The sequence below is a fragment of the Psychrobacillus sp. NPDC096426 genome (assembly GCF_044762745.1).
Taxonomy (GTDB): domain Bacteria; phylum Bacillota; class Bacilli; order Bacillales_A; family Planococcaceae; genus Psychrobacillus.
Genome location: NZ_JBIWEX010000009.1, coordinates 51,016 through 76,204, shown reverse-complemented (window position 1 = coordinate 76,204; position 25,189 = coordinate 51,016). Strand labels below are relative to the sequence as shown.

General features: G+C 35.8%; 42 protein-coding genes. 7 read left to right on the top strand and 35 right to left on the bottom strand.

Annotated elements, in window-relative coordinates:
• Positions 1-13: 13 nt before the first annotated feature.
• The 15 genes from ACIQYS_RS09710 to ACIQYS_RS09640 all read right to left on the bottom strand — a co-directional run bounded on the left by ACIQYS_RS09710 (position 14) and on the right by ACIQYS_RS09640 (position 9,331).
• Positions 14-601: a phage scaffolding protein gene (locus ACIQYS_RS09710; RefSeq protein ID WP_402978374.1), complete on the bottom strand. Its 588-nt coding sequence runs from the start codon at positions 599-601 to the stop codon at positions 14-16.
• 106 nt (positions 602-707) lie between these two features.
• Positions 708-998 (bottom strand): Acb2/Tad1 domain-containing protein, encoded by a 291-nt coding sequence (locus ACIQYS_RS09705; protein WP_402978371.1) that lies wholly within the window; start codon positions 996-998, stop codon positions 708-710.
• Positions 999-1,186: 188 nt separating this feature from the next.
• Positions 1,187-1,387 (bottom strand): hypothetical protein, encoded by a 201-nt coding sequence (locus ACIQYS_RS09700; protein WP_402978368.1) that lies wholly within the window; start codon positions 1,385-1,387, stop codon positions 1,187-1,189.
• 34 nt (positions 1,388-1,421) lie between these two features.
• A complete protein-coding gene (locus tag ACIQYS_RS09695) occupies positions 1,422-2,453 on the bottom strand; it encodes a minor capsid protein (protein WP_402978365.1) in 1,032 nt (343 codons plus the stop codon).
• Positions 2,440-3,930 carry a phage portal protein gene (locus ACIQYS_RS09690; RefSeq protein ID WP_402978362.1) on the bottom strand — a complete coding sequence of 497 codons (1,491 nt, stop codon included), beginning with the start codon at positions 3,928-3,930 and terminating at the stop codon, positions 2,440-2,442. The genes ACIQYS_RS09695 and ACIQYS_RS09690 overlap by 14 nt, the downstream gene beginning before the upstream one ends.
• A 14-nt stretch (positions 3,931-3,944) precedes the next feature.
• The gene (terL, locus tag ACIQYS_RS09685) at positions 3,945-5,336 is read right to left on the bottom strand and encodes a phage terminase large subunit (RefSeq protein WP_402978359.1); all 1,392 of its coding nucleotides are present in this window, start codon (positions 5,334-5,336) and stop codon (positions 3,945-3,947) included.
• Entirely contained in the window at positions 5,333-5,923 is a 591-nt protein-coding gene (locus ACIQYS_RS09680; protein ID WP_402978356.1) for a transposase, read from the bottom strand. The genes terL and ACIQYS_RS09680 overlap by 4 nt, the downstream gene beginning before the upstream one ends.
• Positions 5,924-5,983: 60 nt before the next feature.
• A complete protein-coding gene (locus tag ACIQYS_RS09675; RefSeq protein ID WP_402978353.1) occupies positions 5,984-6,391 on the bottom strand; it encodes a hypothetical protein in 408 nt (135 codons plus the stop codon).
• 147 nt (positions 6,392-6,538) lie between these two features.
• Positions 6,539-7,000, bottom strand: coding sequence for a sigma-70 family RNA polymerase sigma factor (locus ACIQYS_RS09670; protein WP_402978350.1), 462 nt, complete (start codon positions 6,998-7,000; stop codon positions 6,539-6,541).
• Between the two features lie 11 nt (positions 7,001-7,011).
• Positions 7,012-7,203 (bottom strand): hypothetical protein, encoded by a 192-nt coding sequence (locus tag ACIQYS_RS09665; RefSeq protein WP_402978347.1) that lies wholly within the window; start codon positions 7,201-7,203, stop codon positions 7,012-7,014.
• A 13-nt stretch (positions 7,204-7,216) separates the two neighbouring features.
• Positions 7,217-7,465, bottom strand: a complete 249-nt coding sequence (locus ACIQYS_RS09660; RefSeq protein ID WP_402978344.1) for a hypothetical protein — start codon at positions 7,463-7,465, stop codon at positions 7,217-7,219.
• A 141-nt stretch (positions 7,466-7,606) separates the two neighbouring features.
• Positions 7,607-8,707 carry a GTP pyrophosphokinase gene (locus tag ACIQYS_RS09655; protein ID WP_402978341.1) on the bottom strand — a complete coding sequence of 367 codons (1,101 nt, stop codon included), beginning with the start codon at positions 8,705-8,707 and terminating at the stop codon, positions 7,607-7,609.
• Entirely contained in the window at positions 8,704-8,904 is a 201-nt protein-coding gene (locus tag ACIQYS_RS09650) for an XtrA/YqaO family protein (RefSeq protein WP_402978338.1), read from the bottom strand. Before ACIQYS_RS09650 ends, ACIQYS_RS09655 begins: the two co-directional genes overlap by 4 nt.
• Positions 8,905-8,963: 59 nt before the next feature.
• Positions 8,964-9,131 (bottom strand): hypothetical protein, encoded by a 168-nt coding sequence (locus ACIQYS_RS09645; RefSeq protein WP_402978335.1) that lies wholly within the window; start codon positions 9,129-9,131, stop codon positions 8,964-8,966.
• A complete protein-coding gene (locus ACIQYS_RS09640) occupies positions 9,131-9,331 on the bottom strand; it encodes a hypothetical protein (RefSeq protein ID WP_402978332.1) in 201 nt (66 codons plus the stop codon). The genes ACIQYS_RS09645 and ACIQYS_RS09640 overlap by 1 nt, the downstream gene beginning before the upstream one ends.
• Positions 9,332-9,444: 113 nt before the next feature.
• Between ACIQYS_RS09640 and ACIQYS_RS09635 the strand changes: the two genes are divergently transcribed.
• Entirely contained in the window at positions 9,445-9,669 is a 225-nt protein-coding gene (locus tag ACIQYS_RS09635; RefSeq protein WP_402978329.1) for a hypothetical protein, read from the top strand.
• Between the two features lie 836 nt (positions 9,670-10,505).
• On the opposite strand, the gene ACIQYS_RS09630 is transcribed toward ACIQYS_RS09635, so the two are convergent.
• The 18 genes from ACIQYS_RS09630 to ACIQYS_RS09545 form a co-directional block, all read right to left on the bottom strand.
• A complete protein-coding gene (locus tag ACIQYS_RS09630) occupies positions 10,506-11,315 on the bottom strand; it encodes a DNA adenine methylase (protein ID WP_402978327.1) in 810 nt (269 codons plus the stop codon).
• Between the two features lie 90 nt (positions 11,316-11,405).
• Positions 11,406-12,179 (bottom strand): DNA-methyltransferase, encoded by a 774-nt coding sequence (locus ACIQYS_RS09625; protein WP_402978324.1) that lies wholly within the window; start codon positions 12,177-12,179, stop codon positions 11,406-11,408.
• Between the two features lie 117 nt (positions 12,180-12,296).
• Positions 12,297-12,716, bottom strand: a complete 420-nt coding sequence (locus ACIQYS_RS09620) for a RusA family crossover junction endodeoxyribonuclease (RefSeq protein ID WP_402978321.1) — start codon at positions 12,714-12,716, stop codon at positions 12,297-12,299.
• Positions 12,713-12,880: a DUF6011 domain-containing protein gene (locus ACIQYS_RS09615; protein ID WP_402978318.1), complete on the bottom strand. Its 168-nt coding sequence runs from the start codon at positions 12,878-12,880 to the stop codon at positions 12,713-12,715. Before ACIQYS_RS09615 ends, ACIQYS_RS09620 begins: the two co-directional genes overlap by 4 nt.
• A complete protein-coding gene (locus ACIQYS_RS09610; protein ID WP_402978315.1) occupies positions 12,880-13,875 on the bottom strand; it encodes an AAA family ATPase in 996 nt (331 codons plus the stop codon). The genes ACIQYS_RS09615 and ACIQYS_RS09610 overlap by 1 nt, the downstream gene beginning before the upstream one ends.
• A gap of 181 nt (positions 13,876-14,056) precedes the next feature.
• Positions 14,057-14,206, bottom strand: a complete 150-nt coding sequence (locus ACIQYS_RS09605) for a hypothetical protein (RefSeq protein WP_402978312.1) — start codon at positions 14,204-14,206, stop codon at positions 14,057-14,059.
• Complete coding sequence (locus ACIQYS_RS09600; protein ID WP_402978308.1) at positions 14,203-14,448, bottom strand: hypothetical protein; 246 nt, start codon at positions 14,446-14,448, stop codon at positions 14,203-14,205. Before ACIQYS_RS09600 ends, ACIQYS_RS09605 begins: the two co-directional genes overlap by 4 nt.
• Positions 14,448-15,269 carry an ATP-binding protein gene (locus tag ACIQYS_RS09595; RefSeq protein ID WP_402978304.1) on the bottom strand — a complete coding sequence of 274 codons (822 nt, stop codon included), beginning with the start codon at positions 15,267-15,269 and terminating at the stop codon, positions 14,448-14,450. The genes ACIQYS_RS09600 and ACIQYS_RS09595 overlap by 1 nt, the downstream gene beginning before the upstream one ends.
• Positions 15,220-16,143: a DnaD domain-containing protein gene (locus ACIQYS_RS09590; protein WP_402978301.1), complete on the bottom strand. Its 924-nt coding sequence runs from the start codon at positions 16,141-16,143 to the stop codon at positions 15,220-15,222. The genes ACIQYS_RS09595 and ACIQYS_RS09590 overlap by 50 nt, the downstream gene beginning before the upstream one ends.
• Positions 16,144-16,192: 49 nt before the next feature.
• The gene (gene recT / locus ACIQYS_RS09585; protein ID WP_402978298.1) at positions 16,193-17,047 is read right to left on the bottom strand and encodes a recombination protein RecT; all 855 of its coding nucleotides are present in this window, start codon (positions 17,045-17,047) and stop codon (positions 16,193-16,195) included.
• 13 nt (positions 17,048-17,060) lie between these two features.
• Positions 17,061-17,996: a YqaJ viral recombinase family nuclease gene (locus tag ACIQYS_RS09580; protein ID WP_402978295.1), complete on the bottom strand. Its 936-nt coding sequence runs from the start codon at positions 17,994-17,996 to the stop codon at positions 17,061-17,063.
• A gap of 96 nt (positions 17,997-18,092) precedes the next feature.
• Positions 18,093-18,299, bottom strand: coding sequence for a hypothetical protein (locus tag ACIQYS_RS09575; RefSeq protein WP_402978292.1), 207 nt, complete (start codon positions 18,297-18,299; stop codon positions 18,093-18,095).
• Positions 18,293-18,475 (bottom strand): hypothetical protein, encoded by a 183-nt coding sequence (locus tag ACIQYS_RS09570; RefSeq protein ID WP_402978289.1) that lies wholly within the window; start codon positions 18,473-18,475, stop codon positions 18,293-18,295. The genes ACIQYS_RS09575 and ACIQYS_RS09570 overlap by 7 nt, the downstream gene beginning before the upstream one ends.
• 215 nt (positions 18,476-18,690) lie before the next feature.
• Positions 18,691-18,969 (bottom strand): hypothetical protein, encoded by a 279-nt coding sequence (locus ACIQYS_RS09565; RefSeq protein WP_402978286.1) that lies wholly within the window; start codon positions 18,967-18,969, stop codon positions 18,691-18,693.
• A complete protein-coding gene (locus ACIQYS_RS09560; RefSeq protein WP_402978283.1) occupies positions 18,966-19,487 on the bottom strand; it encodes a helix-turn-helix domain-containing protein in 522 nt (173 codons plus the stop codon). Before ACIQYS_RS09560 ends, ACIQYS_RS09565 begins: the two co-directional genes overlap by 4 nt.
• An 89-nt stretch (positions 19,488-19,576) precedes the next feature.
• Positions 19,577-19,870, bottom strand: coding sequence for a DNA-binding protein (locus ACIQYS_RS09555; RefSeq protein WP_402978280.1), 294 nt, complete (start codon positions 19,868-19,870; stop codon positions 19,577-19,579).
• 40 nt (positions 19,871-19,910) lie between these two features.
• Positions 19,911-20,690, bottom strand: coding sequence for a phage antirepressor (locus ACIQYS_RS09550; RefSeq protein ID WP_402978277.1), 780 nt, complete (start codon positions 20,688-20,690; stop codon positions 19,911-19,913).
• Positions 20,668-20,886: a helix-turn-helix domain-containing protein gene (locus tag ACIQYS_RS09545; protein WP_402978274.1), complete on the bottom strand. Its 219-nt coding sequence runs from the start codon at positions 20,884-20,886 to the stop codon at positions 20,668-20,670. Before ACIQYS_RS09545 ends, ACIQYS_RS09550 begins: the two co-directional genes overlap by 23 nt.
• 77 nt (positions 20,887-20,963) lie before the next feature.
• On the opposite strand from ACIQYS_RS09545, the gene ACIQYS_RS09540 reads away from it, so the two are divergent.
• The gene (locus tag ACIQYS_RS09540; RefSeq protein WP_402978271.1) at positions 20,964-21,269 is read left to right on the top strand and encodes a hypothetical protein; all 306 of its coding nucleotides are present in this window, start codon (positions 20,964-20,966) and stop codon (positions 21,267-21,269) included.
• Here ACIQYS_RS09540 and ACIQYS_RS09535 read toward each other — a convergent pair.
• Positions 21,258-21,419 carry a hypothetical protein gene (locus ACIQYS_RS09535; protein WP_402978268.1) on the bottom strand — a complete coding sequence of 54 codons (162 nt, stop codon included), beginning with the start codon at positions 21,417-21,419 and terminating at the stop codon, positions 21,258-21,260. The genes ACIQYS_RS09540 and ACIQYS_RS09535 overlap by 12 nt on opposite strands.
• 150 nt (positions 21,420-21,569) lie before the next feature.
• Entirely contained in the window at positions 21,570-21,797 is a 228-nt protein-coding gene (locus ACIQYS_RS09530) for a helix-turn-helix transcriptional regulator (RefSeq protein WP_402978265.1), read from the bottom strand.
• Between the two features lie 153 nt (positions 21,798-21,950).
• Here ACIQYS_RS09530 and ACIQYS_RS09525 point away from each other — a divergent pair, with 153 nt between their 5' ends.
• From ACIQYS_RS09525 to ACIQYS_RS09505, 5 genes are all read left to right on the top strand, one after another.
• On the top strand, positions 21,951-22,307 hold the full coding sequence (locus tag ACIQYS_RS09525; RefSeq protein ID WP_402978262.1) for a helix-turn-helix domain-containing protein: 357 nt from the start codon (positions 21,951-21,953) through the stop codon (positions 22,305-22,307).
• A gap of 153 nt (positions 22,308-22,460) precedes the next feature.
• Complete coding sequence (locus ACIQYS_RS09520; RefSeq protein ID WP_402978259.1) at positions 22,461-22,730, top strand: excalibur calcium-binding domain-containing protein; 270 nt, start codon at positions 22,461-22,463, stop codon at positions 22,728-22,730.
• A 153-nt stretch (positions 22,731-22,883) separates the two neighbouring features.
• Entirely contained in the window at positions 22,884-24,131 is a 1,248-nt protein-coding gene (locus tag ACIQYS_RS09515; RefSeq protein ID WP_402978256.1) for a hypothetical protein, read from the top strand.
• Complete coding sequence (locus ACIQYS_RS09510; protein WP_402978253.1) at positions 24,085-24,594, top strand: hypothetical protein; 510 nt, start codon at positions 24,085-24,087, stop codon at positions 24,592-24,594. Before ACIQYS_RS09515 ends, ACIQYS_RS09510 begins: the two co-directional genes overlap by 47 nt.
• A complete protein-coding gene (locus tag ACIQYS_RS09505) occupies positions 24,591-25,130 on the top strand; it encodes a hypothetical protein (protein ID WP_402978250.1) in 540 nt (179 codons plus the stop codon). Before ACIQYS_RS09510 ends, ACIQYS_RS09505 begins: the two co-directional genes overlap by 4 nt.
• Positions 25,131-25,189 lie beyond the last annotated feature (59 nt).

The following is a 25,189-nucleotide window of genomic DNA, read 5'->3' as shown; positions in this document are numbered from 1 at the left end:
TCCTTTTTATTAATTAACCCCATGGATTTAGAGCTTGTTCTGCAGGGGCTCCTTTTGAATTTGCTTCTTTTGCGAAGTTACTACCGATATCCAACTCGTTGTCTTTATCGGCATTACCAGCTGCAGGATTCCAACCTTTAAACGTCGGTTCCTTCTTTTCCGGAATAAATAAAAACGGCTTAGCTTCTTGCAGTGTTTTTAACTGCTCATCTAATCCGCCTTTTATGGTCCCATCTTCATTCAATTCCACTTTCGTTTTATCCAGTAGACTCGATACAATATCAGCGTCCTGTGCCTTGCTGTGTAACGCTAATTTAATGGCACTAGCTAAACGGGTTTCTTTTAATTCATTTTCATATTTTACTTTTGCGTCAATGTTTTCCTGTTGCAAATCAGCAATCTTAGCTTGTAATCCTTCAGCATCTATTTTTTTAAGATCCTCAAGTTGCTTATCGCGAGAAACAATATCCAATTCAAGCTGTTTTTTGGCATTGTTTACATCATCAAAACGTGATTTAGGAATGGTTGTTCCGTAGCCTTCGATTACCTTATCTGCCTGTTCTTCTGTTAAACCTAATGCAACTAATTGTTCTTTTGTCATATCATTCTTCCTCCTTCAAATTACGCTTTTTAACGTGGGTTTCGTCCACGGATTTGTCTTGTTCTTTTACGTCTCCAATACCAAAAAGACGAGACATTAAAGTTTTCTATTCGTTACATGCAATTGATTTATTTGCCCACATGACAGCCTGTTCTAAATTAGTTTGAGCAAGTGATTTTTCTCGACTGCGTGGACAAGACCTGTCTATTAAAAGCGCTAATTCTTTCGCCTTATTACGAATAGTTTCATAGCGTTCTACTTGGTCCTTCTTTGGCGCATGATAAGTGAAGCTGTCGTGTATTGGATTGTAAATGCCACCATTGTCTAAGCAGTCGGGACAAAACTCTGTTACAGACTCGTTCTTGCATTTAGGAAAGTTAAAACATTTATTTGGCATTTTTCTTATACTCCTTTTCCAACCTTCGACGTTGAGAGCGATTTAGTTTAGACGGTTCAAATTGTAATTGTTGCTGTACCTTAAATTGAATTAAAGTTTGAACATCAGTCAATGTCAATCCCCCCCTTTTAAGGCATAATAAAAGCCGCACACATCACATAAGTGTAAGTACGGCAAAACTACATTTACTATTTACTTTTTATCAATTCATATGCTTTCGAAAGTTCCTCTGCACTCATATTAGGGTTCTGAGCATACAATTTCAATAAATCTGAAAAAACTTCCGAATCCAAATTCATCAAATCAGCCGCACCTTCAATGGAATCTTTTATACTTACCTTATTTTGTATCATAGCCAACATTAAATCTTGTATTTTATTGCCTTCCACTTTTATCACCTCCTAGAATGAAAATTATATCAAACTAGGAAACGAAACGCTCCTCCCACTCAGGATATTTAATATTACTAGAAATGTAATAAACCTTGCCGTCCTTACCTCTAGCAATCCGCTTACTGTAATCATCATCTTCAAAATATGGAACTGTGACGGTCCTACACCAAGGATGAAATGGAGGTGCTGTAATTCCCACTGCGTAATCCTTCATCTCAAATACCTTGCCGTCTAAATCTTGGCAAATGTCACTCGTTTTACCGTCTAACGTCGCTACAATCTCATATTCCTCCACATCTAAGGCTTCAAATGCTCCTTTTTGTGCAGCAGACGCAAAAAAAGCCGATTCCGTCATTACTAAACGGCCAGCCTTATCTTTACTCACTTTTAGTTTCTTCGATATTGTAGCAATCACTTTACCGGGTGAATCACCACGAATGATGGATTGCGTTAGCTCCGTGTGTAATGTGTTGATAAGCTCATTTTTATTTTTCCAAATGCGTTCACTGAAAGTTACTCCATCTGCTGTCCAAGGTTTTGAGATGACTTGTCGCAATTGTGTAGCATTGATAGATTGCAAGGAATAACCAACGTTAAAACCAGACTGAATTTCAAATGCTGTGTGATAATACGTATTTTGGTAAACCTCTTTCAAATGTCTTTCTACGCCTTCTAATTGCTTTCCATACAATTCTTCAATAACTTGTTGCGTCTGTATTTTGATAGCTTCTAAGTGAGATATATGAACACGTGCAGAAGCATTTTCAAGTTGCCTCATCCAATTTCCATCTAGAGCATTTCTTTCGCCATATTCAATGTATTCCAGAACGTCCCAATGGAATTCAGCTAGTTCAGCACCTCTTAGCATCGTCTTTGCTTCTGAGAGTGATATTTCATTGTTTTTGGCAAAGCGTGCATACCACTTAGCGATGTCTTTTTCTAGTTCTTCTGCAACAAGGTCATATAGTTCCTCAAGAACCTCTCCAAACTCTTCACTTTCACTGAATTGTGCTTGCATCATCATTTCAAAGCGTTGGACCCAATATGATCTACTCTTTGCCAACTACTTCACCACGTTTCGGAAAAGCTTTTTTGTAATCGTCAATTTCATTTTCTTTTTCTTTTTTTATCCGGTCTAATTCAAGTTGGGTGTCAGAAGTCCAAGGATGCTGCGCAACAATTGTTTCCAACGAAAGGATTGGCAATGAATTAATAGCATTATTAATGGATTCAGTCTCGTTAATAAGCACATCACGATTAAATATCACGTTTACTGTCTCATTTTCATAATCACCCTGACCAGTGTTAGCCAAATGCACATTAACGAACCAAAGCAAATCCTCAAACGAAGCTTGGAACTCAGTTTCAATTCCGTTAGCATCAAGATCGATATCGCTGTACATGGACTGGATATTCATCTGGTTTGGATTATTGGCCATGCGTTCATCTTTCGCATCATATCCACGACCATTTTCAATGAGCGCCTTCTTAAAAAATGCTAGGATTGCTTTGTAGTTATCAGCATTTACTTCGATTTGTAATGACTCCACGCCGCCTTTTGAACCATCTGCACTACGAACTTTAACAGCGCCATATTGTGATAGGTTTTTTCTGAACTCTCCTAAATTTTGTCCATCATAGTTATGTAGTATAAGAATAGTGGAACGGGCATCCTCTTGCATATTGTTCTCGAAATCACTCAGCATGATGTTTATACCATCTTGTAAAGATTTCACACGTTTCAACAATGGAATTTCTTTACTGTTAAATTTAAAAGGAATTAACGGCACCCTCTGCCAATTCAATAGTGTTTCATTGCCATCTTCATCTGTGACGGATAAATACGAAATGGAAGGTTTCTCTACGTCATCTACCAATCTGCCATTGAACCACACATAGCATCTAACCCCACTGACTGTGTACACCTCTACTTTCTCGTACAAGACTTCCTTCTCACCTTCATAGCCGGTTTCGGTATACATACGAACAGCTGAATCGAGTACGGTATGTTCTGCATCTTTCCAGAAAGGTAAGATTTCGCTGTTTGGGAATCGCTTGAAAGTAAATTCGCCTTGGTCATTGTAATAAGGATAAAGCCATGCGATGCCACCGTTTAACGCGTCTAGCCCTAAATTCCGTAAAGTACGGTGAAACCTTTTGTTGAATATCCTTTGTAACAGGTCTAGATAGGCTTGATTATCAGTTTCCAGTGTAAGAGGCTTGCCTAATTGATAGTTAACCTTCTGATCTACTAATTTGGCATACTGGTTATCTAGTATTTGGTTGTTTGGTAGATTTTCAGCAATTTCTAACCGTCCACCTTTTCCAATTACTTTTCGTTTACGGGTTAAAATATCTTGCTCACCTTCATAGTACTGTTCGCCTCTAATCATCCACTCACGCTTTTGTGATGACTTAAATTTAGTAATCTCTCTTTCAAGCAATGTGATATTGCTAATGATTGATTGAGCACCTGTAGTAATTATGTCAATCAATTCTTCTGTATCAGTTCCTGCACCTTGAAACGGGAAGTACTCCACGTATTTCACCTCTCTTAATCAAAACTAAACACATCACCTACACCGACCTTCTCAGCAATTCCAGTCGTAGCATCTGGTGCATCATCGTGTTTGTTCTTACCTTCTTTTTGGTACTTGCTCATTGCCTCGTAATACTCCGGCCATCTATCTTTCCAGTTGGAAGGGAAATAGATGTGGTCCATCACCCAGGTTGCATTTGATAGAATACGAGCCTGTTTGTTTTTCGATTGATGAAATGGCTCTATATGGGTACGATTTGAATTGTGATTGCTTACTAATAGCCTTTCAACGGCTCTCGCATACCCTCTACCCCCATTATTCGACTCGACATCTGACCAACCTACATTGCCTTCGTAGAGCATTTTTGCGTGTTTTGGTTCAGTGATTTCCATACCATCTTTCGTATACAGCACATCCAGCACGTAAGCTTCGTTATTAAATGTGACCCCATAGTTGATTGAGCATAGGTAGTCGGCTCCAGTATCTGCCGTATCAGTGTAGTTCTTAATCTCTTTGAACTCTGGTAACTTACCGTCATATGTTTTAAATGAGCTATACAAGCGACCTTTGACGTCAATCGGCTCTTGTTGATAGTTAGCAGAAGCAATATCGATTCCCATCGCTCTAACCTTCATGTCGTAGCTATCCTTCGAAAGAACAGTTGGACATAACATAGAACCATCGTCTTGCAATGCTTTCATAAGTACATGACGTACTGTCTTTTTTTCATCTTTGAAATGATTAAGCGCCATACCTGCCAGGTCATTACTTGCCCATCTCGTCATAATCAAGATGATTTTACCGCCTTCTTCAAGACGAGATAGCATGGTATTAGTGAACCAATCCCAGTGTTTTTCTAACGTAAGCGCGTTGTATGCTTCAAGGGAGTTTTTAATTAAGTCATCAATGATTAAAACGGAAGCACCAAATCCAGTTGCTGTGCCTGTAGGAGATGTAGCAAGGTAATTATTGTATCCGCCTTCTAAACTCCATAAGTTCATAGCTGCATCGCCTTGCTTTATTCGAACGTTGGGAAAGATGTCTCGATAAACAATTTTGTCTTTATCAGCCTTTTCTTCGGATATTCCATTACGAACACCTTTAGAAAACATCGTTGAAAGAGTCTCATTGTATGATCCTGTCATAATCTTTTCTTCTTGATTCTGTCCAAATATCCATTGAGCTAGCATTACAGCTGTTCGTGACTTACCGTGACGTGGTGGAACGTTGATAATCAATACATCATCGTCCGACTCATAAAAATCTTGCATGTCATTGCAAAGATCAATTAAATACTGACGATCAGTTGCATAGAAGTCTGGAGCTAACAAATGACAAAAATAAAAGAACTCACGATTTGCGAGCTCTATCTTGGCCATCTGTTTAATTTTCTCTAGATCCGTCATTTCTTTATCAGCTTCCTTAACTCTTCTGTTGTTAATCCTTTCAGTGGATTGTTAACTTCCATTGAGCCGCTGTGTTCAACATCCTGTTTATCCCTCCATTTATCAGGACGACGATTTTTAAGCCAGAAGATTTGTGCTGTCGTATCTGGTACAACATCTTTTGTCTTTTCTTCAACAAGCACACTCTTATATTTGGACACTTGCATTTCTACTAGACGAATTTCTTCGAGTGTCGCTTCTGGATTCTCCATCTTAAAACGGTTTACGGCAACAGTTTGTAAAGCGTAATGTTCATCCTCAGACATCTCTACTTGCGCATACTTCTTCTCTATATATTCATAGCCTAATGCACGTTTTAGCAAGGCATTTTCAACTTGGAAGTCTATAATTTCCTTGCCCTTTTTTAAGGCTGCCGATAACGCCGAATACTTTTTAACATATTCTCTGAAAGTCGAGTAAGCTACACCTAAATTATTTGCGATTTGTTCATCGATAAGTCCATCACGAGCCCAACATTCAACCTCAAATAACCTTTGTTCTACATGAGTTTCGTATTTACTTTTCCTACCTCCTTTATTTTGCTTCACATCGAATCACCCCATTATGCTATTTGCTAATAAAAAAACATCCCGAAGGATGTAAGTGAATTATGATATCTTGAATATCTCTTTAATTTCATGCCCATAATCCCAAGCCATATCAGGATTAGAATCCTTATAGTTTTCTAAAGTCAAAGTTTCTTTATTGTCAAAGTTTATTACTAATTCAATTTTTCGATCCATATCTTTGGCAATATATAAATTTTTACTTATAACTTTTCCACTATTCTCGTCGAATCTAAAATGTGAGCTTTCTTTTGTGACAACCACAATTTTATTAGTAAAGAAAAAAATTATTTCTAATTCTTCTTTATTAAATTGGTTTCTAAGATACATAGCTTGAATATGTTCTATATCATACAGTTCTTCAAACAACTCTATAAAATCTCTACCAAAAGAATGATAAGATCGACTAGTCATCAAATCTTTTTTAAATTCTAAATACGTAAATTGCACTCAATTTCACCTCCCCATGACTATATTCGTCATTGAAAGATAAAATCCTGCAACATATTACCTAATATTTTCACACGCCGTCGAAGATGGCAATAACGCTAATATTTTCCTGCTCAAGGGACCTACCTAGCCGACCCTCCTTCCAGTTTACACCGCAATTTTTTCTTTTTGCAAATAGGTTAGGATTTGGCTATTTTGGCTAATCTGGCGAAAAATCTCTTGTTTCTTGATTCGCACAAAATCTTTGGACGTTGTTAAATGAGCTGCAATATCTCTATGTGTCATACCATCAAGCAAGCAATCGTATATAGTTTTGCAGGTTTCATCTTCCAAAATATCGAATACACTTTCCAAAGCGAATACTATGCATTCCATTCGCTCTAAGCGCTCTCTTTGTTTCTTTTCTCGAATATCCATTTGTTTCATTTCCGCTAAACTTTTACCTGGAGATCCTTTTGGCATGGCAGCATCTAAACCATATTGAGCAACACCCCAGTTGGTCATCGGAATCGAAAATCCGTATATGATAGATTGCAACCTTTTTATTTCCGCTTTCATCATTCTGTAATCTGTAACTAATCGTGCAATATCAAACTGTTTATCTGACATATCAATCACTCCTATCGTTTATTTCGAATCGCTCCACCAACACGTCTGTACGTTTGTCGATTGCACCCCATTAAATCTTCAATTTCCCTACGAGATAACGTTTCTTTTCTCTTTTTGCTTGTTTTTGTATTCGGATTGACTAACTTACCCATATTAGCCTGTTTTAATCCTTTTTCAATAAGCTCCGTTTGTAAGGTTCCCATCCCCATTCACCCCTCAGCGAATAATCTTGCGAATCATTTGTTTCGGCCTACGATCCGCTACTCGATGACTAACTTTCTTACGAGAAAAATCCATTTTATATCGATTCCTGTTAGGCCTCTTCTTTTGTTCTTCCCACCGATAAAGTACGTCTGTATTTTCTTTAATCCACTTCCAAATTGGTCCCCATATTTTTTGGATTGCTTTTGTAATGGATCGTACAAGTGCCTTTAGATTTTCGATGATTTCTTGATTTACTTCCACGTCAATTCCTCCAGTTGCCAAAATGGCTTGTTTTAGGTAAAAAAGTTGCAGAGACTAAGAAAATAAAAAAGAGGACAACAAATGACACAGCGGTTGCTGTAATCAAATGTTGTCCTCCAGTTGGCTGGGTGGACATCCTAATTATTTTAATATCGAGTTATAAACACTAAGAATATCGGAAGAAACTTCAGCAACGTCGTCTGAAGAATCAGCAAGGAAACTGGAAATAAATTTCTTTGAATAATCAATGTCATTTTTTTCTGCTAATAAAACCAATGAAAGATAGAAAGAAGAAATATCTATTGGAACTCCATTAATATTTTCATATTTAGATTTTAAATCGCGTTTAGTGAACCATGCATCAGCGAAAGATACAATGTCACTCTCTTTTTCATTCAACAAATTATCGAGTTGAGAAATAGAATTAATTTTTAAAAAATTTAATTTATCCAGAGTAGACTCCAAAGGAGTATCTTCATATAGTACGTGAGCATTGGAATTAACTAGATGCAATAACTTTAAGCCAATTCTATTAACCGTATCAGAATTCAAAAGGAACTCTTTAAACGTCACACTATCTATTAGAAGATCATATTTTTCATCAATAATTTTATTTTTAACTTCTTCCGTGTAATCTTCTAATTCATCCCTAATTCTTTTAAATTCTATATCTGCCAACTCTAACAATCCAGCTATTCTAGAAAAACCTCTAGTTAAATGTATTGGGACTGATATAGTATTCTTATACCCTATATCGTGTTCGATTTCAGCCCAAGCATGTTGTAGAATAGATCTTATTTGTACTTCAAATTTCAAATCTTTTATATACTCATATTCAGTTAAACTCTTTCTTGAATCGCTTACAGATAGTACTTGATGTAATGAGGCATAACCAAACACACTAGGATTACTTCCCCATCTTTTATCAACAGAATTCAATACATCAAAATTAAATTCTTTTTTTAATAAATCTGCCACCTTATCTACATCATCTTCAAAGTATGTGATAATTCTTATTCCGAAAATATCAGTGATGTTACCCAAATCACTATATTTCCCTTCCTTTGATTCCGACTTGATTTTTTTCTCTAAACTCTCTTTTTCTTTAATACGTGACTCAATTTTATGGTATTTAATATTTCTATTCTCTAGAAGGTCCAATATAAGAGATTCACATTTATTCTTCAGAGACTCATATCTAGGTTTTTCTGTTTCATACTGCTTAATAATTTCTTCACTCAAAACTCTTCCCCCTGCTCAATCCGCATCCTCTTAACTTTCCCTTGATGCGTCACAATCTTATACTCCCCATGCGTCGGAAGTTCTCTGAGTTTCGCCTTTCCATCACAGATAACAATCACACAACTGGTAGGTATATCCATTATATCAACTGTTAGCTGCATTGTACTAGTATCAATTTTTAAATCTTCTGTATTCATTAAGACCCCTCCAATATGTTATGATTGAGTTGTGTGAGACAGGAGGAGTCCTGTCTTTTTTATTTCTCTTTCCTTTCAGATTCCTCAATTTCATCCAATAATGTTATTAATGCTACGATTGCCCCTGCATTAAATTCATCTTTACTTTCTTCACTTAAAAGTCTATACGCCTTTCTATGGTGAGTAATTTTCTTTTTAATAAGGTCTTTGATTTCTTTTTCAGTCATTATTCAACCCCCTCTAATTCTTTTATTCTTTCCTGCAATTTTAGATTTGTTTCAAGCTGATCGATTTTGTCCGCTTGGTAAATTAAATTCATGATCCACCAGAAGTCATCACCGGCAATTTCAATCATGTTGTTCTTGGGATTTGTTCGCTTACTTGCTCGTTTGCGAATACTTCTCAATCTAGTTTTTATGGATGCCATATTAACCATCCTTTATATCACTCTATTGTGGAAATACTTAGCCATGTCAATATTTGGTCTAACTCAATTTAATTTGTTTATGATAATATTTTATTTGCGAAAGGATGTTTACCATGAAAAGTAAAAGTTTTATTATCTATCCAAGATCTAAAATTGATGTTGAAAATCCAAACATTCAAGTTATAGATGCTCCAATTAAAGTGAAGCTTAAAGCATTCATTACTAGTTATTATGAAGATCGTAATGAACTTCCATCAGTATCATATCTTCAATCGATTTTCGGCATTTCACAACTAGATGCTGAGATGGCATTACATTTTTATGGCGATTCTAAATGAATCGTCTTTTTTAATGCGCAATATGGTCGAACTCAGACATAAGTAAACTATTATAATTCACATATATAAGTAGCTTTTTAATCGAATTTTTCTTCAATATTACTTTCCTAAAAATTCCACTTGTAATGTTTAAGTTAGGGAACTACAATTAGGACAATTAAATAATAGGGGTGATATTTATGTCACATTTTAATGTGGAAGTATGGATTGAATTCTTAATCCAAATACTTTTATTAGTCATTGAAATGATTCTCAAAACCTTATTTGGGTTGTCGTAGAATACTGTACAATCAATAGATTAAAATTTTCTACTGATTGTCAGTTGACATAAATAAACTTATAAATTTACTTCCTACATAAATTCACTTTTTGGTCGAATTCCTCATTAAAATCCCAGCATATATTCTAAGAATTTGCATAAAATAAAGGTACTCCAATGAAATGGAGGTGACCCTTATGAAAAATGGCGAAAAATGGAGGTTTTTAATACTTTTGATTGAAATATTATTACTTGTTTTAAAAGCATTGTAAGACTTTTGTAAACACTCTAGCGCAAAAATTCTCTCATTAATCATCAAAAATTTAGTACGATGATTAAGGGCCAATGTACAAAACATTGGTTCGAGAAATAAATAAACTTATAAACGAACCATAAAGTTGGTTACGTCAATTTAGGTTAATGCATAGTCCAATCAATACTCGTGTTGATTGGCGCAGGACATATTATAATTAAGTATTAATACATAAGAACGAACGCATAAAAAACGATTGAATTTAATGGTTCTTTGATTCATTAGGCTTTTCGAACATTAATCAACTTTTAAAATAATTAAAGTCTAAAATAACGTCTGCTGTTTATATCCAAACTCAGCAGCTACTGGATTAATCCAAAGTACTTCTAACCTCTGCTTTCCGGCAACAGGCTTTCCTAGTTTAGTTTCCTTCATCCAGCCTTTTAGCATGTCATTATAAATTTCGTTATCATAACCAGATAACAAAACAGAACCCGTATGTTTTAACAAATAATCGATCAAATTCATATGGTCTTCATCTGACATTTCATTTTCATAAATTGCACCTTTTCGAGTTGCCATGACATACGGTGGATCGATGTACATTAATACATCAGGCCGGTTATATCGATCAATCAATTTGGTAGCGTCAATATTTTCTATCTGGACATTTTTCAACCTATCGGCAACTACTAAAATATCTGCAGGTAAGTTGTTCCACTGCCTTAGGTGATGGTATTCATCAGATGTACCTCTACATTTCCAACCGGAGATCGATCCAGTTTTCACTCTAATAGATTGCCAACATCTAACTAGAAATCTTCTAGCTTTCTCAATTTCCTCATTAGCGATTTCATGAGAATCTTTATACTCTTTTCGAGAATACGGTGTCCAATGAATCGTGTGAGCAAGTTCTTCCGGTCTTTCTCTAATAACCCGAAAGAGGTTTACGACATCCCCATCAATATCATTTATTGTTTCAACTTTGGACGGCTCTTTATTAAATAAAACTGCCCCGGATCCAAAGTAGGGCTCCAAATATGTTCCGTGTTCTGGCATATTGCTGATAATCCAATCAGCCATACTCCACTTACTACCTGGGTAATGCAAAATTCTTGGTATGGCCAACTTCATTTCCCCCTTTCTTACTACACTTTAATTGTCATTTATTTCGCTATAACTTGATTAAGAAGGCGTGGAAACCGCCTGATTCATTGGTTTAACTCATTTGAATGATTTAATAATTACATCAGTTAAACCCAATTTTCTTCTGTTTTCGTTAATCCTACTTAGACCTTTTTCGCAATACTCCTTTTGAAGTTCAAATCCGATCCAGTTCCTATTAGCGTTATCACAAGCAATCGCAGTGGTAAACCCGCCCATGCAGTTATCCAAGACCGTTTCACCATCATTCGTATACGTCCGGATTATGTATTCAAACAAGTCAACCGGCTTTTGTGTTGGATGAAATGTCTTACTTTCTCTTGGGAAATCAAGAACTGATTTAGGGAAATTCTTGTGTTTCACCAAATGAGGTCTATTTAGAGTTTCGTTTTGTTTCCCTAATACTCGCATTGATGGACTATTCTTCACTACTTTTGGTTTAATCTCCATAATGCCTTGTGGGTGATAAGTCGGCAATTTTTTGTAGAACACACAAACATTTTCATGGTTTTTCATAGGCATACGATTGGCATTTGGAAAACCAGTTACATGATTGCCTTTTTTCCAAATCCATTCATATCTGAACCATTTCATATTTGATCCAATCAATTTCGTTGTAAATGGTTGGCTTGCTGTAAGTACGATTGCTCCGTTGTCTTTAATCACTCGTTTGTAATGCTCCCATAATTCGTCAAATGGAATGATGGAATCCCAAGTACAATTCGTAGTACCATATGGCAGATCGCACAATATGAGATCGACCGATTTTTCCGGTATATACCCCATCCCCTCTAAGCAGTCCATGTTATAAATCGTGTTTAACTTGATATTCATTGTTTTTCCCCTCTCAATATGATATATTATTAAAAGGGAACGCACGTTCTCTATGGTTGAGACTTGGAGACAAGTCTCTTTTTTTATGAATATCATGTATCTACTGAGTAATACCGCTCAATAAGCTACCCTCACTACAACCCTCGGATGCATGCTATAAAACTTGCGAACATTCAACGAGACAACTTGGCTATCATCCTGCCAAATTACTTTATTCAGCCCATCCTTCACGCCTTTAACATAATTATCAACGTCCGGCTTAGTTGTTGGTCTTAGCTCACCCTTCTCGATTAGAGCCTGTTTTGGCTTCGTTTGATACTTTTTAGGAGTTGCCCTGTAAATATCTATCGATAAGTCAATTGGACCTGTTATGAGCTCTTTTGGAGCGTATTGACCTGCCACCAACTTCACGTACTGTTTAAAGTCTCGTGACTTTTCAGGATCATAGAGGACAGTTTTACCTGTCCATGATTTACCCGCTCTTGGACGACCTTGTGCAACTGGTTCGCCCGGTATTTCAAATAAAATATTCTTCATGCTCTCATCTTCTCCTGGTATGCCATTTCTTCATCGATGGTGATTTGACGTTTCAAAAATTCTTCTTCGGCTTCGTCATGTTTTCTTTTGCAGACAGGCCCAAAACCTACATCGATTGACTTTTGCGTTTTAAGTGGTCTGTTGCAACGTTTGCAGATCGGCATTAGTAGCATACCTCCATTTTCTGCATTAGATTTTCATTTATCGATTCCAAAATAATTTCTCGATTCATTTCTATTGATCTTAAAATGCACTTGGTCTTAGCCTTATTCAAAATCATCTCGGTATCAGAAAAACTACGCCCCATTAGCAAATCCAAAACATCATTTATTAATAGGTTGTCTTCTAAATTCCTATCAAGGTAAAGTATCATTTCTTCTTCGTTAGGCAACTGAAAATCCATTCGATTGTGGAAACGGCGCCACACGGCTGGATCAATTTCAGAATCCAAGTTAGTAGCTGCAAATAGCATTACCTCATCGTCCAGAGCGTCCAAATTTTGAAGTAATGAATTTACCACTCGTTTCATCTCACTCTCGGCACCATCGCCTCTTAATTGAGAGCGGTTAGTAGCAATAGCATCAAATTCGTCTAAAAATAAAACGCATGGTTGCTTGTTCGCTGCATCAAAAGCTTTTCTTAAATTGCCTGCTGTTCCCCCTAAACTAGAAGATATTAAAGTATCTAAACGCACTAGTATTAACGGTAAGTCAAGTATGTTAGCAATATAATGAGCGCTCACAGTTTTTCCTGTTCCCGGTGGGCCAAACATCAACGTTTTGTTAGGTATAGGTATTTCCGCTTCCCAAAATACCTCTCTCTTTTTAACTACACTAACGAGTTCAGCGATTTTTATTTTATTGACAGAAGTAGGTATGAAATTTCTAGCTTTGTTTAACGATTCTGCTGGATCAAACAATTCAAATCCTAGTTTTTCTGTCGATTGCTGTAGTTGAGTAAAACCTTGACCACTTCTACTTTTAAGCCGCTCAGCTTTTGAACGTAATTTCCCTGCACGTTCATGAAGGCCTTTTTTCTCAAATTTCAAAGCGATACTCTCAACTTCTCTAGAAATGCTTACTTTATCTCCTGTATAAGCGTTGTCTAATATCCTTATCAATTCATAAAAAAACTTTGGTTCTTCAACCTTTGTTGCCATTATTCATCCCCCTAGCTTCCGATGACGTGTTTTTCACGCAAAATCGTTTGTTTCTGATGCCCGAACGATTCTATTAGGCATTTCCCTGAGCAATACAGTTCAGAGCCCTTGTGCCAGACCTTGTCGCCTTTATGGATTACTTTTTCACACTGAATGTTTTCGCATACCGATACTGGAGTTTTCATGCGGATTTCTCCTTTCTCATGCCAAGCTTGATCTCAGCTTCTTCAATATTTCGCTTAACTAGCTCCAGCTGCCTTTCATTTTCGGCTTCGTTGATTGGTCCACTCGGTTGTACGTAGTAAAATCCTGCGCCTGGTATCCATATCATTCGGACTCAACCTCCAAACTGTAAGTAATCGTTACAGGTGAATTAATTACTGATTTATATAACTTCCCTTCAACGTAGATGTCGTACATCCATTCCGTACTGTTTTCATACTCAACACTTTGGTCTTTTATTTCTGTGACTGTTTTCCATATTCCATGTTGAGTTAAAGTTTTATCTCCAACTTGGAAATGTTCAGTCGCCATTGGTAGATTAATGCCTAAACCAATAATTTTATATGCCATTACTTTTTCAACCTCCAGTCAATTCCTTCTGTTTCCATCACGTAATACTCCCCTTGACCACGTTCTAGCAATCTACTATTTGCGGCATAACCAATACGGTCTGCAAGGGTGTTTTTATCTTCATTTGTGTTAAAAATGATTGGTCGCTTGCGTTTGTATCGCTCATTAACAATCATGTAATAAAGCCCTTCTTTTGCTTCTGTAGGCTTTGCTTTGCCGATATCATCCCAAACCAGCACATCAGCACTCAACACGCTATTCAACATCCGGTTATACGACTCACCATCATCACTCATTCGCTTAGCATTCATCATTTCGTCCATAAACGACACATCGGAAACGACCAGTACGTTAAATCCTTGCTTGATTAGCTGTTTTGCAAGAGCAATTTGGAGATGCGTTTTACCGATTCCAAAATTGTTATGCTTATGCTTAATCTCCGAACGATCACCGGGATTCAATGCTCTGATACGTTGCTCACCGATAGTTGCGGTAAAGCCGAAGTTTTTAGCGCCTACCTCTTGTAGTTCATCTCGATCATCCGGGAAACTCTCTAAATATTTAACCGTTTGTTCAAACATTTTTTGCTGATTCTCGTTTTCTCTTTCGTAGTTTTCAAGATTCGCATGCACAAACTCTTCTGGAATGAGTGCGTTTTTGAAACGTCGCCCCCATGCATTTCTCTCCCTGCATGCACAAGGTTTATATATTTCGTATCCATTTTCGTCTTTGTAGTCGAAAACCACTTCTGTACCGTAGCATTTCGGGCATTTAGTCTCCCCAAGCTCGCTTGTCTCGTTCGAGTTGTTTGTAGAATTCATCAAGATTTTTTCCTGCAGTTGAGCCATTACTCTTGCCATTGGTTCCATGTTGAGTAGCCTCCCTTGTGCGTTTAGCGTTTAGTTGTTCAAAAGTGGTGATTCCATATTCTTTACGCCAGTTGTTTATAATGCCATCGATGTAACCAAAATTCGGTTTATTTCGTTCTAGCGATATTTTCATAGCTTCAATGATTAATAAATGGTCAAGATGATCGTCTAGCATTTGGCTCATTTTTTTGTGGTCGGAAAAAGTAGAAATATAAAAGTTTTCGTCAAAGAATTTTTTTATCTCAAGAAAATTCTTATCAAGAAGAGGAGATGAGACAGACTGATTTTCACTCTTTATCTTTTCTTTTTCTTTTTCTTTTTCTTTTTCTTTTTCTTTTTCTTTTTCTTTTTCTTTTTCTTTTTCTTTTTCTTTTTCTTTTTCTTGCGCATCTAGTATAGGTACTGTACCGATACTGTATCCATACTCTATAAAAGCCTTGTTAGTATTGGACTCTAGTGCTAAAGTTACATACTTATTTACAAATGATTTGTTTTTAACCATTTCCAATTCTTGTATTACTCTAGAAACAACTTTCGGTGAATTATTCCAGTTGTATCGAACCCAATTCAACATAAAAATTTCTTTTGTCGTATCGTCATATTCGATTTTTTTATAGTCAATAAATCGTTTTAAAAGTTTTTCTACTGTCTCACGGTTGTAACCTGTTTCTGTTTCAATGATTCTCTTTGGAAGTTCGTAGATGCCAATTTGAGAAGCCTTGCTGTTCGTCATAAGGTATATATAAAAGTATTTTTCTTCTGGGGTAAGATCTAATACAAAAGCATCCTGCCAAAAGCTAACTTGAACGGATCTGTAAACACTCACAATTAGGCTCTCCTTTCATTAATAGATAGAGGGGGAAACCCCCTCCGAATTAAACTAGCTTGTCGTCAAATACTTGACCTGGCATTTTTTCATCTTGATTAGGTTGTTGAGCTTCCTGTTGCTCGTCTACAACGCTATAGTCCGTAACATCGATAATTTCACTCATATCAGCTGCAAAGTCATTTTTGATAGTAGAGTCTGCATCAATCGTCTTCTGCAATTCAATGGATTTTGGAGCGTATTTCAGTACCTCTTTTAATACTGTTTTCTTTGCCATTGCGTCAAAGTTTGTCTTCCAAGGGCTTGTCCACCCTTTTTGCACCGCTTGACTAAACTTTTGAGCATGTTGATCGATGCGTTCCTTAGTCCAGTAAACAAAATCATATCCACCATTTTTCAAGTGATACACTGCATAGTAGCCGATTGGTTCACCTACTGGAGTGGTCGATGGTTTATGAATCAAGTCTTTGTTTAAACCGTACTGGAACTCAAACTCATCATTTGAATACACTTCATGAGCATAAATTGCTTTATATTGACCACTACGAACCGCTAAATCAATTAACCCTTTATAACCTAGTTGGAACTGCACATTCTTTCCGTAAGGGATTAAATACGCTTGTCCAAGACCTGTGTTTGGTTCTACTCCAAGTTGTGCCGATTGCATTATTGCTGCTAAAAAAGATGTTTGGTCGCAATCTAATAATTTCGGTGTGTTGCGAACTGCTGTAAGTGCAATTCGTGCTATGCGGTCTGCATCCATATGCTTTGGTAATGCGCGTTGGATTTCTGGTCCCATTTTCTTTAATAGAGCATTTAATGTCTTTTCAGGTGATACTTGTTTTTGTACTCCACCGCTTGCTTTTTGTGCCAATTGATTTTTAACATCATTTGCTGTTGCCATGAATAATTTCCCCCTATTTAATTAAGAATTTGCGTTCTGACGAAATATTAGAGTATTGCTTATATAAATCTGGTTGCTCAGCTTTCAAACGCTTAGAATCGATTCTAGTAACACTATTAGACTTCCAAGTGATTTTCCGAGTACCAGCAAATGCTTTTTCATTAGCACCCATCAATGCTTTTATCTGATTCTCATACTCTTTCTTTTTAGTTTCCGATTCTTTGATATCCGATTTAATTATTTCCAATGCTTCTATAAGTGTTTCTGCATCTTTAGGAAGGTTAATTTCAGACTCTGGATCTGATTCAGGATAAAGAGCTTTTAGTAAATCTACAGAAGCATCTGAACCATCGAATGCTGGAGGTATTTCTTTTAATACGTGATTCTCCCAGAAGTCTTTTTCTATTTGGATTAGGTAGCTAATAAGCTCCTCATCACGTTCTATTCTTTTATGAATGAATTTGTTGCCTCCGATTAGTACCGCTATGTGCCATGCTTTATAACCAGTGACAGCCATATAATGTTGAATTTGAAGTAAGTATGCTGCAGGAATCTCATCGTCTTCCCATTCACCTTTGAGATATTCAGAAGCTGTTTTGCATTCCAACCCTTCACGCTTACCAATAATTAAACGATCCACATTCGCAAACATAAATTCATGTTCTGGATGTTTCAAAATAGCATTTCTACGTCGTACTTTTAATCCTGTCCGAAGGCTAAACTCCTGTGCCACAATATCTTCCATGACATTGCCCCAATATGCAGCTTCACCAGCTGTATCTTCTATGGGAGATTGACCAACCTTGTCCAAATAAACTGCTACAGGAGACTTCCATTTGTTTAATCCTGCGATTGCTGATACATCACTACCGCCAATACCTTGACGTCGCGCATTTAACCACTCTTCGCGGCTCATATCTACCGTTTGAATTAATGTTTGTGCTTGCATTTTAAAAACTCCTCTTGTTTTTTTATAAAACATCCGATATACTGAGGTTAATCAATTTAGAATCAATTTTTCCGCTATCCTCTTAGCGGAATTTTTTTATGCACTTAAATCAACTGCTGCATTTTCCTCCACAAGATGTTCTCCAATACAACCAGTAGAACAATATAAGTAACCACCGAACTCATAACCTTCGCCTTCGTACAACTCTTCCGAGCAATACTTGTAGTTGCATTTGCCGATTTCTTTTGGCTCGTGTAATGACTCTTCAAATCCTAAACCTGCAACTGTTGGATTTTCTAACATGCTTCTTCCTCCTTTTTTGGCACTTGCCTTGGTTCCCAATCCCTGATTACATCTTGTAATTTCACTTGACATTTACCACAAAACGACCGATTCTCAATCCAAGCAAAATGTACAATTTCACCAGGCTTAAAATTCCTTTGGCATTCACCGCAATATGTTGATTTTGCTTCTTTCAAACATTTCACCTCTTCCCGATGGTTGAATCCCATCAAGAAGCCTAGGAAAGCAAAGGGGGAAATCCTAGACTTCTTGACGAGAGCCAATGCTCTCGTGCTATAATGTACTTACATATAAGTTCAACTGCTGATTAACTCTGCCAAGTTAGTCAGCTTTTTTATTTGCCTTTTTCACGATTAACAGATATCTTTCAACCGGTTCTAACGCTAACCACTCAGATACTTTTATTTTCATGTCGTCTCACCACCATCACGTTTATTCCTGCAGCAACTAACTGGTCTAGCAACAATTTCATTTCGTTTTCTTTCACTTTCTTTTCCGCTAATCTTTTGAGTGCTTCCAACGAGTTGTTCATGCCTCTGATGAACATCAGCGCTTCTTTTAAATCGCCTGTACGTACACAATCCTCAATAGCTTTACTACAATCCAAGATACTTGCATGTTCTCTTAATGCTGCGTGGTAATCTTGTTTTCTGAATAATTCCTGTCTCATTTCGCCCCTCCTATATATCCAGCGGATGCAAGCGCCCTATAATGCTTGTCCCACACCCCTGTGTAACTTATTTCAGCTTCTTTGCAAACAATTGCAATGAAATGATCTAGCGCTGTCATTGCCTCTGCGGCTTCTTGAAGCATCGCTTCTATACTTTGAACCTCAAAGTGTTGGAGTTTTTTTAGTGGTTTCGCTAAACCGGTACTCACAATTGACTCGAGCGCCTCTTGTAATTCTTCAACTGTTTTTTCTTTAACGCTTGATCTGTGTAAATCCACATTCGGGCCATCGAGCCATTTAGGACCTGTCCCTGTGTATTCGTTTCTAACTGTCATCGCAAATTTCGGATTATCGTATTTGTTTACTAGAGTTCTAGAAATATCTGCGGGAACTTTAGACCTCCCATTTTCGTATTTCGATACAGTTTCACGGGTTAAGTTTATGTCTAGCCCTAACGATAACTGTGTTTGCTCTCCTCTCATTTCTTTCAACATTTCCCCCACTTTGGTTCTGCTCATTTTTCCCATCCTTTCTATTTAATTGAATTCACATATCTCATTAAAGTTAACTTGTAGCAGACCGTTATCTGTAGGCAACAAAGTTATAATTAAATTACAGAGAGATATTTCGTATTTTCTTCAACCCACTGAGTATTCTTTTCAATCCATTTGAATAAGAGGTTCGTAGGAATTAATAATCCAGCTTCTCGAAACACTGGAAAGTCCGAGCGAGCTAGTAACTCCGATGTTTTCGTCGGACCTATATGAAGTAACTCCATAAGTTCTTTTCTTGTTAAAAGTGGTGGTAGCTCGCTCACCTTTTGTGTATCAATCACCGCTTCACGCACTTCATCGCGGATGACTTGCCGCAATGCCTCCCAGTCGAATTGAACATTTAACATATTTGTGCTCCTCCTTCCTGGCTGTCATTTGACAGCCTCCTCAAATTGCTTTTTTTGCGGTTAAAAACTTATTAATAAAATATACTTGTCCTTTTCCGGTGACTTTAGTAGTTTTATTAATTGAAATCATTCCGCTGTTATGGTTGATAGGCGTTTCTTTAACTTCGAATAAACCAAGATTCATGCTCCGTTGAGTAGGAGTATTTCTATCCGTCCCAAATCGCTTAATAAGGTAGTTGTTTGCTCGTAACCATTCGTACAAACGTTTTTCACCAGTATCAATTCCGTTTTGTTTTAGCAAGATAGCTAATTCACGAATTAATATGGAAGATTGACTTGCCTCCACTGAATCTGCAAACAATACTTTTGGTTTTTGTTCTTCTAGTTTTAATTCAGCAGCTTTTCTTTTCTCACGTTCGTCTTTAAGGTTGGTAAGTAATCCGATAGCGAAGTCTGGATTAGCTATTGCTTGTTCTAATGTATCTGGAGTCATGTATGCTCCGTGTTTTCTAATAGAAGGTAACACCTCATCAAACACCCAAGATTCAAATCGTTCAGCTTCTGGTAACTTGGAATTTGTGATAAGTCGATACAAATTACCTTCGTTGATAAATTTCTTTTGCTGTGTTCTTCCAAGAGAATCGATGACCTCGTGAAACACGACCCCATCTTTTTTACAGTGTCTGTTAATAGCGTCACTTGTATTTGAATAACCAAGTTTTTTCGCTACATCAGTTGCTGGGAAATGAACCTTTTCATTTAAAGTGAAGATTTCCAGTTCTCCAAATTGAATGTGATTAAAAGTTTGTAATTGATTCATCTTCATTCCTCCTTAATTCGTCTAAGCTAACCTCTAAAGCATCTGCTATCTTGCACATAACTTTGAAAGTCGGGTTCGGATCATCACTGTTTTCAATCATTTGAATAGTAGATTCATTGACTCCTGCTATTCTAGATAATCTATAACGTGAAATGCCTTTGGATTCTCTAATTGCTTTCAGCTTAAATTTCAACATATTGTATACCCCTTCTGTTGATTACCACAACATATTGTGTTATATTATTCCAATAAAATATGGAAGGAGGTACTAAAATGGGCCTTAAAATTACTGGTATAAATAATCTAAAGAAACTTCAAAGGAACTTAAAAGAATTGTCAAATACAAGTACAGTTCCAATGACTACTCTTTTAACAGATGATTTCTTATTAAAAAACACAAAGTTTAATAGTTTTGATGAATTTGATGATCAAGAAATCTTCTCTAAATATCCAACTTTTGAAGAAATACCTGATGATGAAATGGACAACTTCATCATAGAAAATTCTAATTTTGATTCTTGGCAAGAAATGCTTGATACTGCTTATGGTGAATATATTAAAAAAAAGTTAAGTTTCTAATTTAGGATTTACTTGTAACTCAAATAGGTTAATTTTTCTTACAGTTTCTTGTAGTTGCTCCACTTGGTCGGTAGCCTTTTGGAGCAAATCTTCCAAGGTATCTAAATTTTTAATTTCTATAGATACTGTCAAATCTTTTAACCCTGCCATCCTTCTCACCTACCTTTCTTCTCTCTCACACCCATCAACAAGTTTTTAAAGTCTTCGCGTGACCAATTGGCGGCGCTCGATTCCTAAAAGGAATGTCGTGGCGTACCTCCGCTCGTTTAAAAGCTTGTTGCTGGGTGCGAGGTATTTATTTTAGGAAACTATTTTCTTGCCACTACGCATTTCGTGTATTTTGTTTTCAAAAAAAAGAGTCCAATTAAATTTCAATGCATCTCCAATTTTTACAGCTACACCAACACTTGGATCTCTCTCTCCTTGTTCATACATAGCATAAGTAGTTCTTGCGATTCCTACTTTTTCAGCTAGTTGTTCTTGAGTAAGACCTTTTTTGAGACGTTTTTCTTTTAACCAGTCTCGCATATTCTCACCTCCTGTTACACCTTTCGTGTAGTTCTTGAATTAAATATACTACACACTTTGCGTATAGTCAATAATTAAATACGCATTTCGTGTACTTTGTTTTAATACACTGTATGTGTAGTTATAATTAGTAATAGAAGGGAGTAAAATCACATGCTTTCTAATAAATTAAAACAATTACGAAATACTACTCACCTTACACAGTCTGAGTTCGCTAAAAAAATTGATGTCGCTAGGACAACATACGCGATGTATGAACAAGGCAAACGTGAGCCTGATTACGAAACATTAAAAAAGATTGCTAGCTTTCACGGTGTCACTACAGATTATCTATTAGGTAGTGAAGATTTAAATAGAAACAATGATGATTCAAATGATGAGGAATTCAATAAATGGCTCAATGATCCGCGCTCTAAAATATTGTTCAAGGAATTCAATGAAAGTTCAGAGGAGCAAAAAGAGGCTTTGTTGAAGATGTGGGAATTTTTGAAGAGTCAAGGAAAGCTTTAATTTTGTAACATGAGATGTAGTTTTCTATATCTCTTTTTTTATAGGCATCGTGTAGTCACATTTGCACGAGACCAAAGGTTCAGTAAATTGCCCCACTTTCTACTTTAGTAATTCAAATATCACAAAAACATGAGAATGAGGAGGAATTGTTTTATGATTTTTAAGAAAAGCTTACCAATCCTACTAGCAGCTACATTAGTTCTTGGCGTTTCAACCGTCTCCCCTACTACAACAGATGCTGCTGGAAAAGAATTTAAGAACTGCACAGAATTAAACAAAGTTTACAAAGGCGGCGTGGCAAAAGACGCTAAAGTGAAGAACAAAGGCGGAAAAACAAAATACACTCCATTTATTTCCAAAGAAATTTATGATGCTAACGTAAAAAGTGATCGGGATAAAGATGGGATTGCTTGTGAACGTTAATATTATTCACAAGCCCCCCCAAAAAAATGCCATTCATATATTTTGTTGAAACATAGTGAAATTTGGTTATTCAGGAAAACTTTATTAAATATAAAAAATAACAATCATTAATGTTTTATTAAAGTAATAATTATCCCATAAGAGGTGGATTATATGTCGTTTAAATTTGGAAACTTTATCAAAGATGAAATAGCGTATGAAAGTTTGCAGCAATTTCTAAAAAAATTTAAATTGCCTTATTCTTTTAAAAAAGAAGTTTTGTTTGACAACATTGAAAAAGAGTTAACAAAAGAAAGTCCCAAACTATCTGAAGAAGATATTTACGAACTAATTAATCACGAAATAAAATATGGTAGACGCAGATACCTTTTTACTTCTATTATGAATAATTCAGATTCTAGAAAACTTGAATCAGATAGAAATATTGGTAATGCAATAAGAGAATTAACAGGTAGTAGTACTAATACATATATAAATAATCTAAATACATATGAATCTAATACCTTTTCTAAAGATTTAATCAATGAACTAATTATTGAGTATTTAAATATTAAAAAAGATGGTACTGTCATAAAAAAAATAGACATTTGTTTTGCATATTTTAATGAAGTTACTATTAAAAATAAAGATGAAAGCGAGTCAAAAGTACAAACTAAAGAATATGTTTGGGTTGAAATAAATACTAACAAACGTTATGTTTGTGTCCGTCTCCATCCTCCAAAACAAGATATATTTGGAACAAATCGTTCTGCAATTATTCTTTATAACACAATAATTAAAATTATTAATAAGTCGTTTGGTATAAGTGAAATTGATGTAACAAATTTTAATGAGACCCTTTATCATATATTTAAGGACATCACTGATGTTTCTGAAAAACCATTTAGAGACAAAATAAAGCCACACCTTGACCTTATTGAACCTTTCATTAAGGGAGTTGAAGGTAGCGGTGTTTTTGAAAAGGCATCATCACATCATTTGTTTAAAGAGCGTGTTGTTGATTTATTAGAAAGAGTTGTTATTCAGGAGAATTTCTCTCAATATCTTGGTTATGCTGAGGATAAGGACGGAGTTCTAAATAAAATGCAGTTTACTGATGAAACTGGAGCTTCGGTCAATGCTAGTTCAGGAACTAAGGAAGGAGATACTTTAGAATTAAGCGATGTCTTTTTTGACACAAGAAAGACAATTGAAAAAAAGAAATGTTTGGATACCCTTTGGATTGACTGGTTCAAAATAATACAACATAATGAAGAGCAACTACCCATTAGGATAAGCACAAAATTCGATAGTTCTACATATTATTATTTAATACACTTTCGTCGTATTCATTTGTCTGAGGAGGTGGAGAAATTTGTATTTTCCAAGCTTACAAATTATGAAGGTATCAGATGGGGATAATAAGATAAATGAAAAATTATTAGAGCAACTTGATTTTTGGCTAGCCTCAAGAAGAGTGGCAGTTAGAAATTATTTAAGTCCATATTCATTTAGTCAATTTTCAGATGTGGATAGTACTTTATGTATTGATTTGTTTTATTATTGTACTTCAGATAAAGTAAATATTCTAAAAGCAAGATACGATGTTTTTATTAGAAGTTTAGGTTTAAAAATAGGCTCCTATTACGATTATAACGATATACCGGAATTCTTTGTGGATTCGGACAATAACGAAGAGTTGGAGATTTCTGATAACGACATACTTATTTATTTTGAACTGTTAGAAGAGCCTGAAGAAGTACCTAACATAAATCTTGATGATGGTGCGGGAAAGCCACGAGGGGTTGGAATAGTAGAATTCCGAGATGCTGAAAAGAAATATTCATTTGCAATGAGTGATATATTAAGAAAAAATAATCTATGATTGAATATATAATAAATTCCTTACTTCTAATCTTATTCAAACCCCTAATGACAAAGGTTTTACTTCTAATATCAAATGTTTCTATTGTATCTGCATTCATTGGTGCATTTGGTAGTATATTCGGTGGTATTATAGGTGGTATAGTTGCATTTAAAATTGCAAAGTATCAAATTGAAGACCTGAAAAATGAAAATATAACTAAGGAATATCATACACACCAGCGTTATGAAGTACTGCTTAAAAATGAAATAGATACAAATCAACTCTTTTTAAAAGAGATATCATTAACATCTGATTCTAATACAATATCTTCTATTATTAAATACAGTATTTCTGATCAAATGTTTATAAACCTAAAAACAAATCTAAAAATTGACAAGTTTTTTGAATTGCTTACTAGATATTATAGAGTCTTATTTAGAATACAAAATGATCCTCAATTACTTGATCAGGAAAACCTAGATGACCTTATTAAAGAAATAAATTACCTAAATGAAATTCAAAATGAAATCGCATCTTATTTAAGTAATAAATAAACAATAAAACCTTGCTTTCAATTAGTAGGGTTTTCCTTTATACTAAAAACAGAACACAC

What these genes read in the sequence shown, in the direction of transcription:
- ACIQYS_RS09635 (WP_402978329.1), top strand. Translation starts at nt 9,445, where the DNA reads ATGAAAAGTAAAAGTTTTATTATCTATCCAAGATCTAAAATTGATGTT.
- ACIQYS_RS09565 (WP_402978286.1), bottom strand. Translation starts at nt 18,969, where the DNA reads ATGAGACAGGAATTATTCAGAAAACAAGATTACCACGCAGCATTAAGA.
- ACIQYS_RS09540 (WP_402978271.1), top strand. Translation starts at nt 20,964, where the DNA reads ATGGGCCTTAAAATTACTGGTATAAATAATCTAAAGAAACTTCAAAGG.
- terL (WP_402978359.1), bottom strand. Translation starts at nt 5,336, where the DNA reads ATGACGGATCTAGAGAAAATTAAACAGATGGCCAAGATAGAGCTCGCA.
- ACIQYS_RS09600 (WP_402978308.1), bottom strand. Translation starts at nt 14,448, where the DNA reads ATGGCATATAAAATTATTGGTTTAGGCATTAATCTACCAATGGCGACT.
- ACIQYS_RS09530 (WP_402978265.1), bottom strand. Translation starts at nt 21,797, where the DNA reads ATGCGAGACTGGTTAAAAGAAAAACGTCTCAAAAAAGGTCTTACTCAA.
- ACIQYS_RS09710 (WP_402978374.1), bottom strand. Translation starts at nt 601, where the DNA reads ATGACAAAAGAACAATTAGTTGCATTAGGTTTAACAGAAGAACAGGCA.
- ACIQYS_RS09525 (WP_402978262.1), top strand. Translation starts at nt 21,951, where the DNA reads ATGCTTTCTAATAAATTAAAACAATTACGAAATACTACTCACCTTACA.
- ACIQYS_RS09645 (WP_402978335.1), bottom strand. Translation starts at nt 9,131, where the DNA reads ATGACTGAAAAAGAAATCAAAGACCTTATTAAAAAGAAAATTACTCAC.
- ACIQYS_RS09550 (WP_402978277.1), bottom strand. Translation starts at nt 20,690, where the DNA reads ATGAATCAATTACAAACTTTTAATCACATTCAATTTGGAGAACTGGAA.
- ACIQYS_RS09630 (WP_402978327.1), bottom strand. Translation starts at nt 11,315, where the DNA reads ATGAAGTTGGCCATACCAAGAATTTTGCATTACCCAGGTAGTAAGTGG.
- ACIQYS_RS09555 (WP_402978280.1), bottom strand. Translation starts at nt 19,870, where the DNA reads ATGTTAAATGTTCAATTCGACTGGGAGGCATTGCGGCAAGTCATCCGC.
- ACIQYS_RS09515 (WP_402978256.1), top strand. Translation starts at nt 22,884, where the DNA reads ATGTCGTTTAAATTTGGAAACTTTATCAAAGATGAAATAGCGTATGAA.
- ACIQYS_RS09505 (WP_402978250.1), top strand. Translation starts at nt 24,591, where the DNA reads ATGATTGAATATATAATAAATTCCTTACTTCTAATCTTATTCAAACCC.
- ACIQYS_RS09610 (WP_402978315.1), bottom strand. Translation starts at nt 13,875, where the DNA reads ATGGCAACAAAGGTTGAAGAACCAAAGTTTTTTTATGAATTGATAAGG.
- ACIQYS_RS09650 (WP_402978338.1), bottom strand. Translation starts at nt 8,904, where the DNA reads ATGAATACAGAAGATTTAAAAATTGATACTAGTACAATGCAGCTAACA.
- ACIQYS_RS09615 (WP_402978318.1), bottom strand. Translation starts at nt 12,880, where the DNA reads ATGCCGATCTGCAAACGTTGCAACAGACCACTTAAAACGCAAAAGTCA.
- ACIQYS_RS09545 (WP_402978274.1), bottom strand. Translation starts at nt 20,886, where the DNA reads ATGTTGAAATTTAAGCTGAAAGCAATTAGAGAATCCAAAGGCATTTCA.
- recT (WP_402978298.1), bottom strand. Translation starts at nt 17,047, where the DNA reads ATGGCAACAGCAAATGATGTTAAAAATCAATTGGCACAAAAAGCAAGC.
- ACIQYS_RS09535 (WP_402978268.1), bottom strand. Translation starts at nt 21,419, where the DNA reads ATGGCAGGGTTAAAAGATTTGACAGTATCTATAGAAATTAAAAATTTA.
- ACIQYS_RS09640 (WP_402978332.1), bottom strand. Translation starts at nt 9,331, where the DNA reads ATGGCATCCATAAAAACTAGATTGAGAAGTATTCGCAAACGAGCAAGT.
- ACIQYS_RS09575 (WP_402978292.1), bottom strand. Translation starts at nt 18,299, where the DNA reads ATGTTAGAAAATCCAACAGTTGCAGGTTTAGGATTTGAAGAGTCATTA.
- ACIQYS_RS09605 (WP_402978312.1), bottom strand. Translation starts at nt 14,206, where the DNA reads ATGATATGGATACCAGGCGCAGGATTTTACTACGTACAACCGAGTGGA.
- ACIQYS_RS09705 (WP_402978371.1), bottom strand. Translation starts at nt 998, where the DNA reads ATGCCAAATAAATGTTTTAACTTTCCTAAATGCAAGAACGAGTCTGTA.
- ACIQYS_RS09595 (WP_402978304.1), bottom strand. Translation starts at nt 15,269, where the DNA reads ATGAATTCTACAAACAACTCGAACGAGACAAGCGAGCTTGGGGAGACT.
- ACIQYS_RS09580 (WP_402978295.1), bottom strand. Translation starts at nt 17,996, where the DNA reads ATGCAAGCACAAACATTAATTCAAACGGTAGATATGAGCCGCGAAGAG.
- ACIQYS_RS09625 (WP_402978324.1), bottom strand. Translation starts at nt 12,179, where the DNA reads ATGAATATCAAGTTAAACACGATTTATAACATGGACTGCTTAGAGGGG.
- ACIQYS_RS09560 (WP_402978283.1), bottom strand. Translation starts at nt 19,487, where the DNA reads ATGAGCAGAACCAAAGTGGGGGAAATGTTGAAAGAAATGAGAGGAGAG.
- ACIQYS_RS09665 (WP_402978347.1), bottom strand. Translation starts at nt 7,203, where the DNA reads ATGGGAACCTTACAAACGGAGCTTATTGAAAAAGGATTAAAACAGGCT.
- ACIQYS_RS09670 (WP_402978350.1), bottom strand. Translation starts at nt 7,000, where the DNA reads ATGTCAGATAAACAGTTTGATATTGCACGATTAGTTACAGATTACAGA.
- ACIQYS_RS09620 (WP_402978321.1), bottom strand. Translation starts at nt 12,716, where the DNA reads ATGAAGAATATTTTATTTGAAATACCGGGCGAACCAGTTGCACAAGGT.
- ACIQYS_RS09520 (WP_402978259.1), top strand. Translation starts at nt 22,461, where the DNA reads ATGATTTTTAAGAAAAGCTTACCAATCCTACTAGCAGCTACATTAGTT.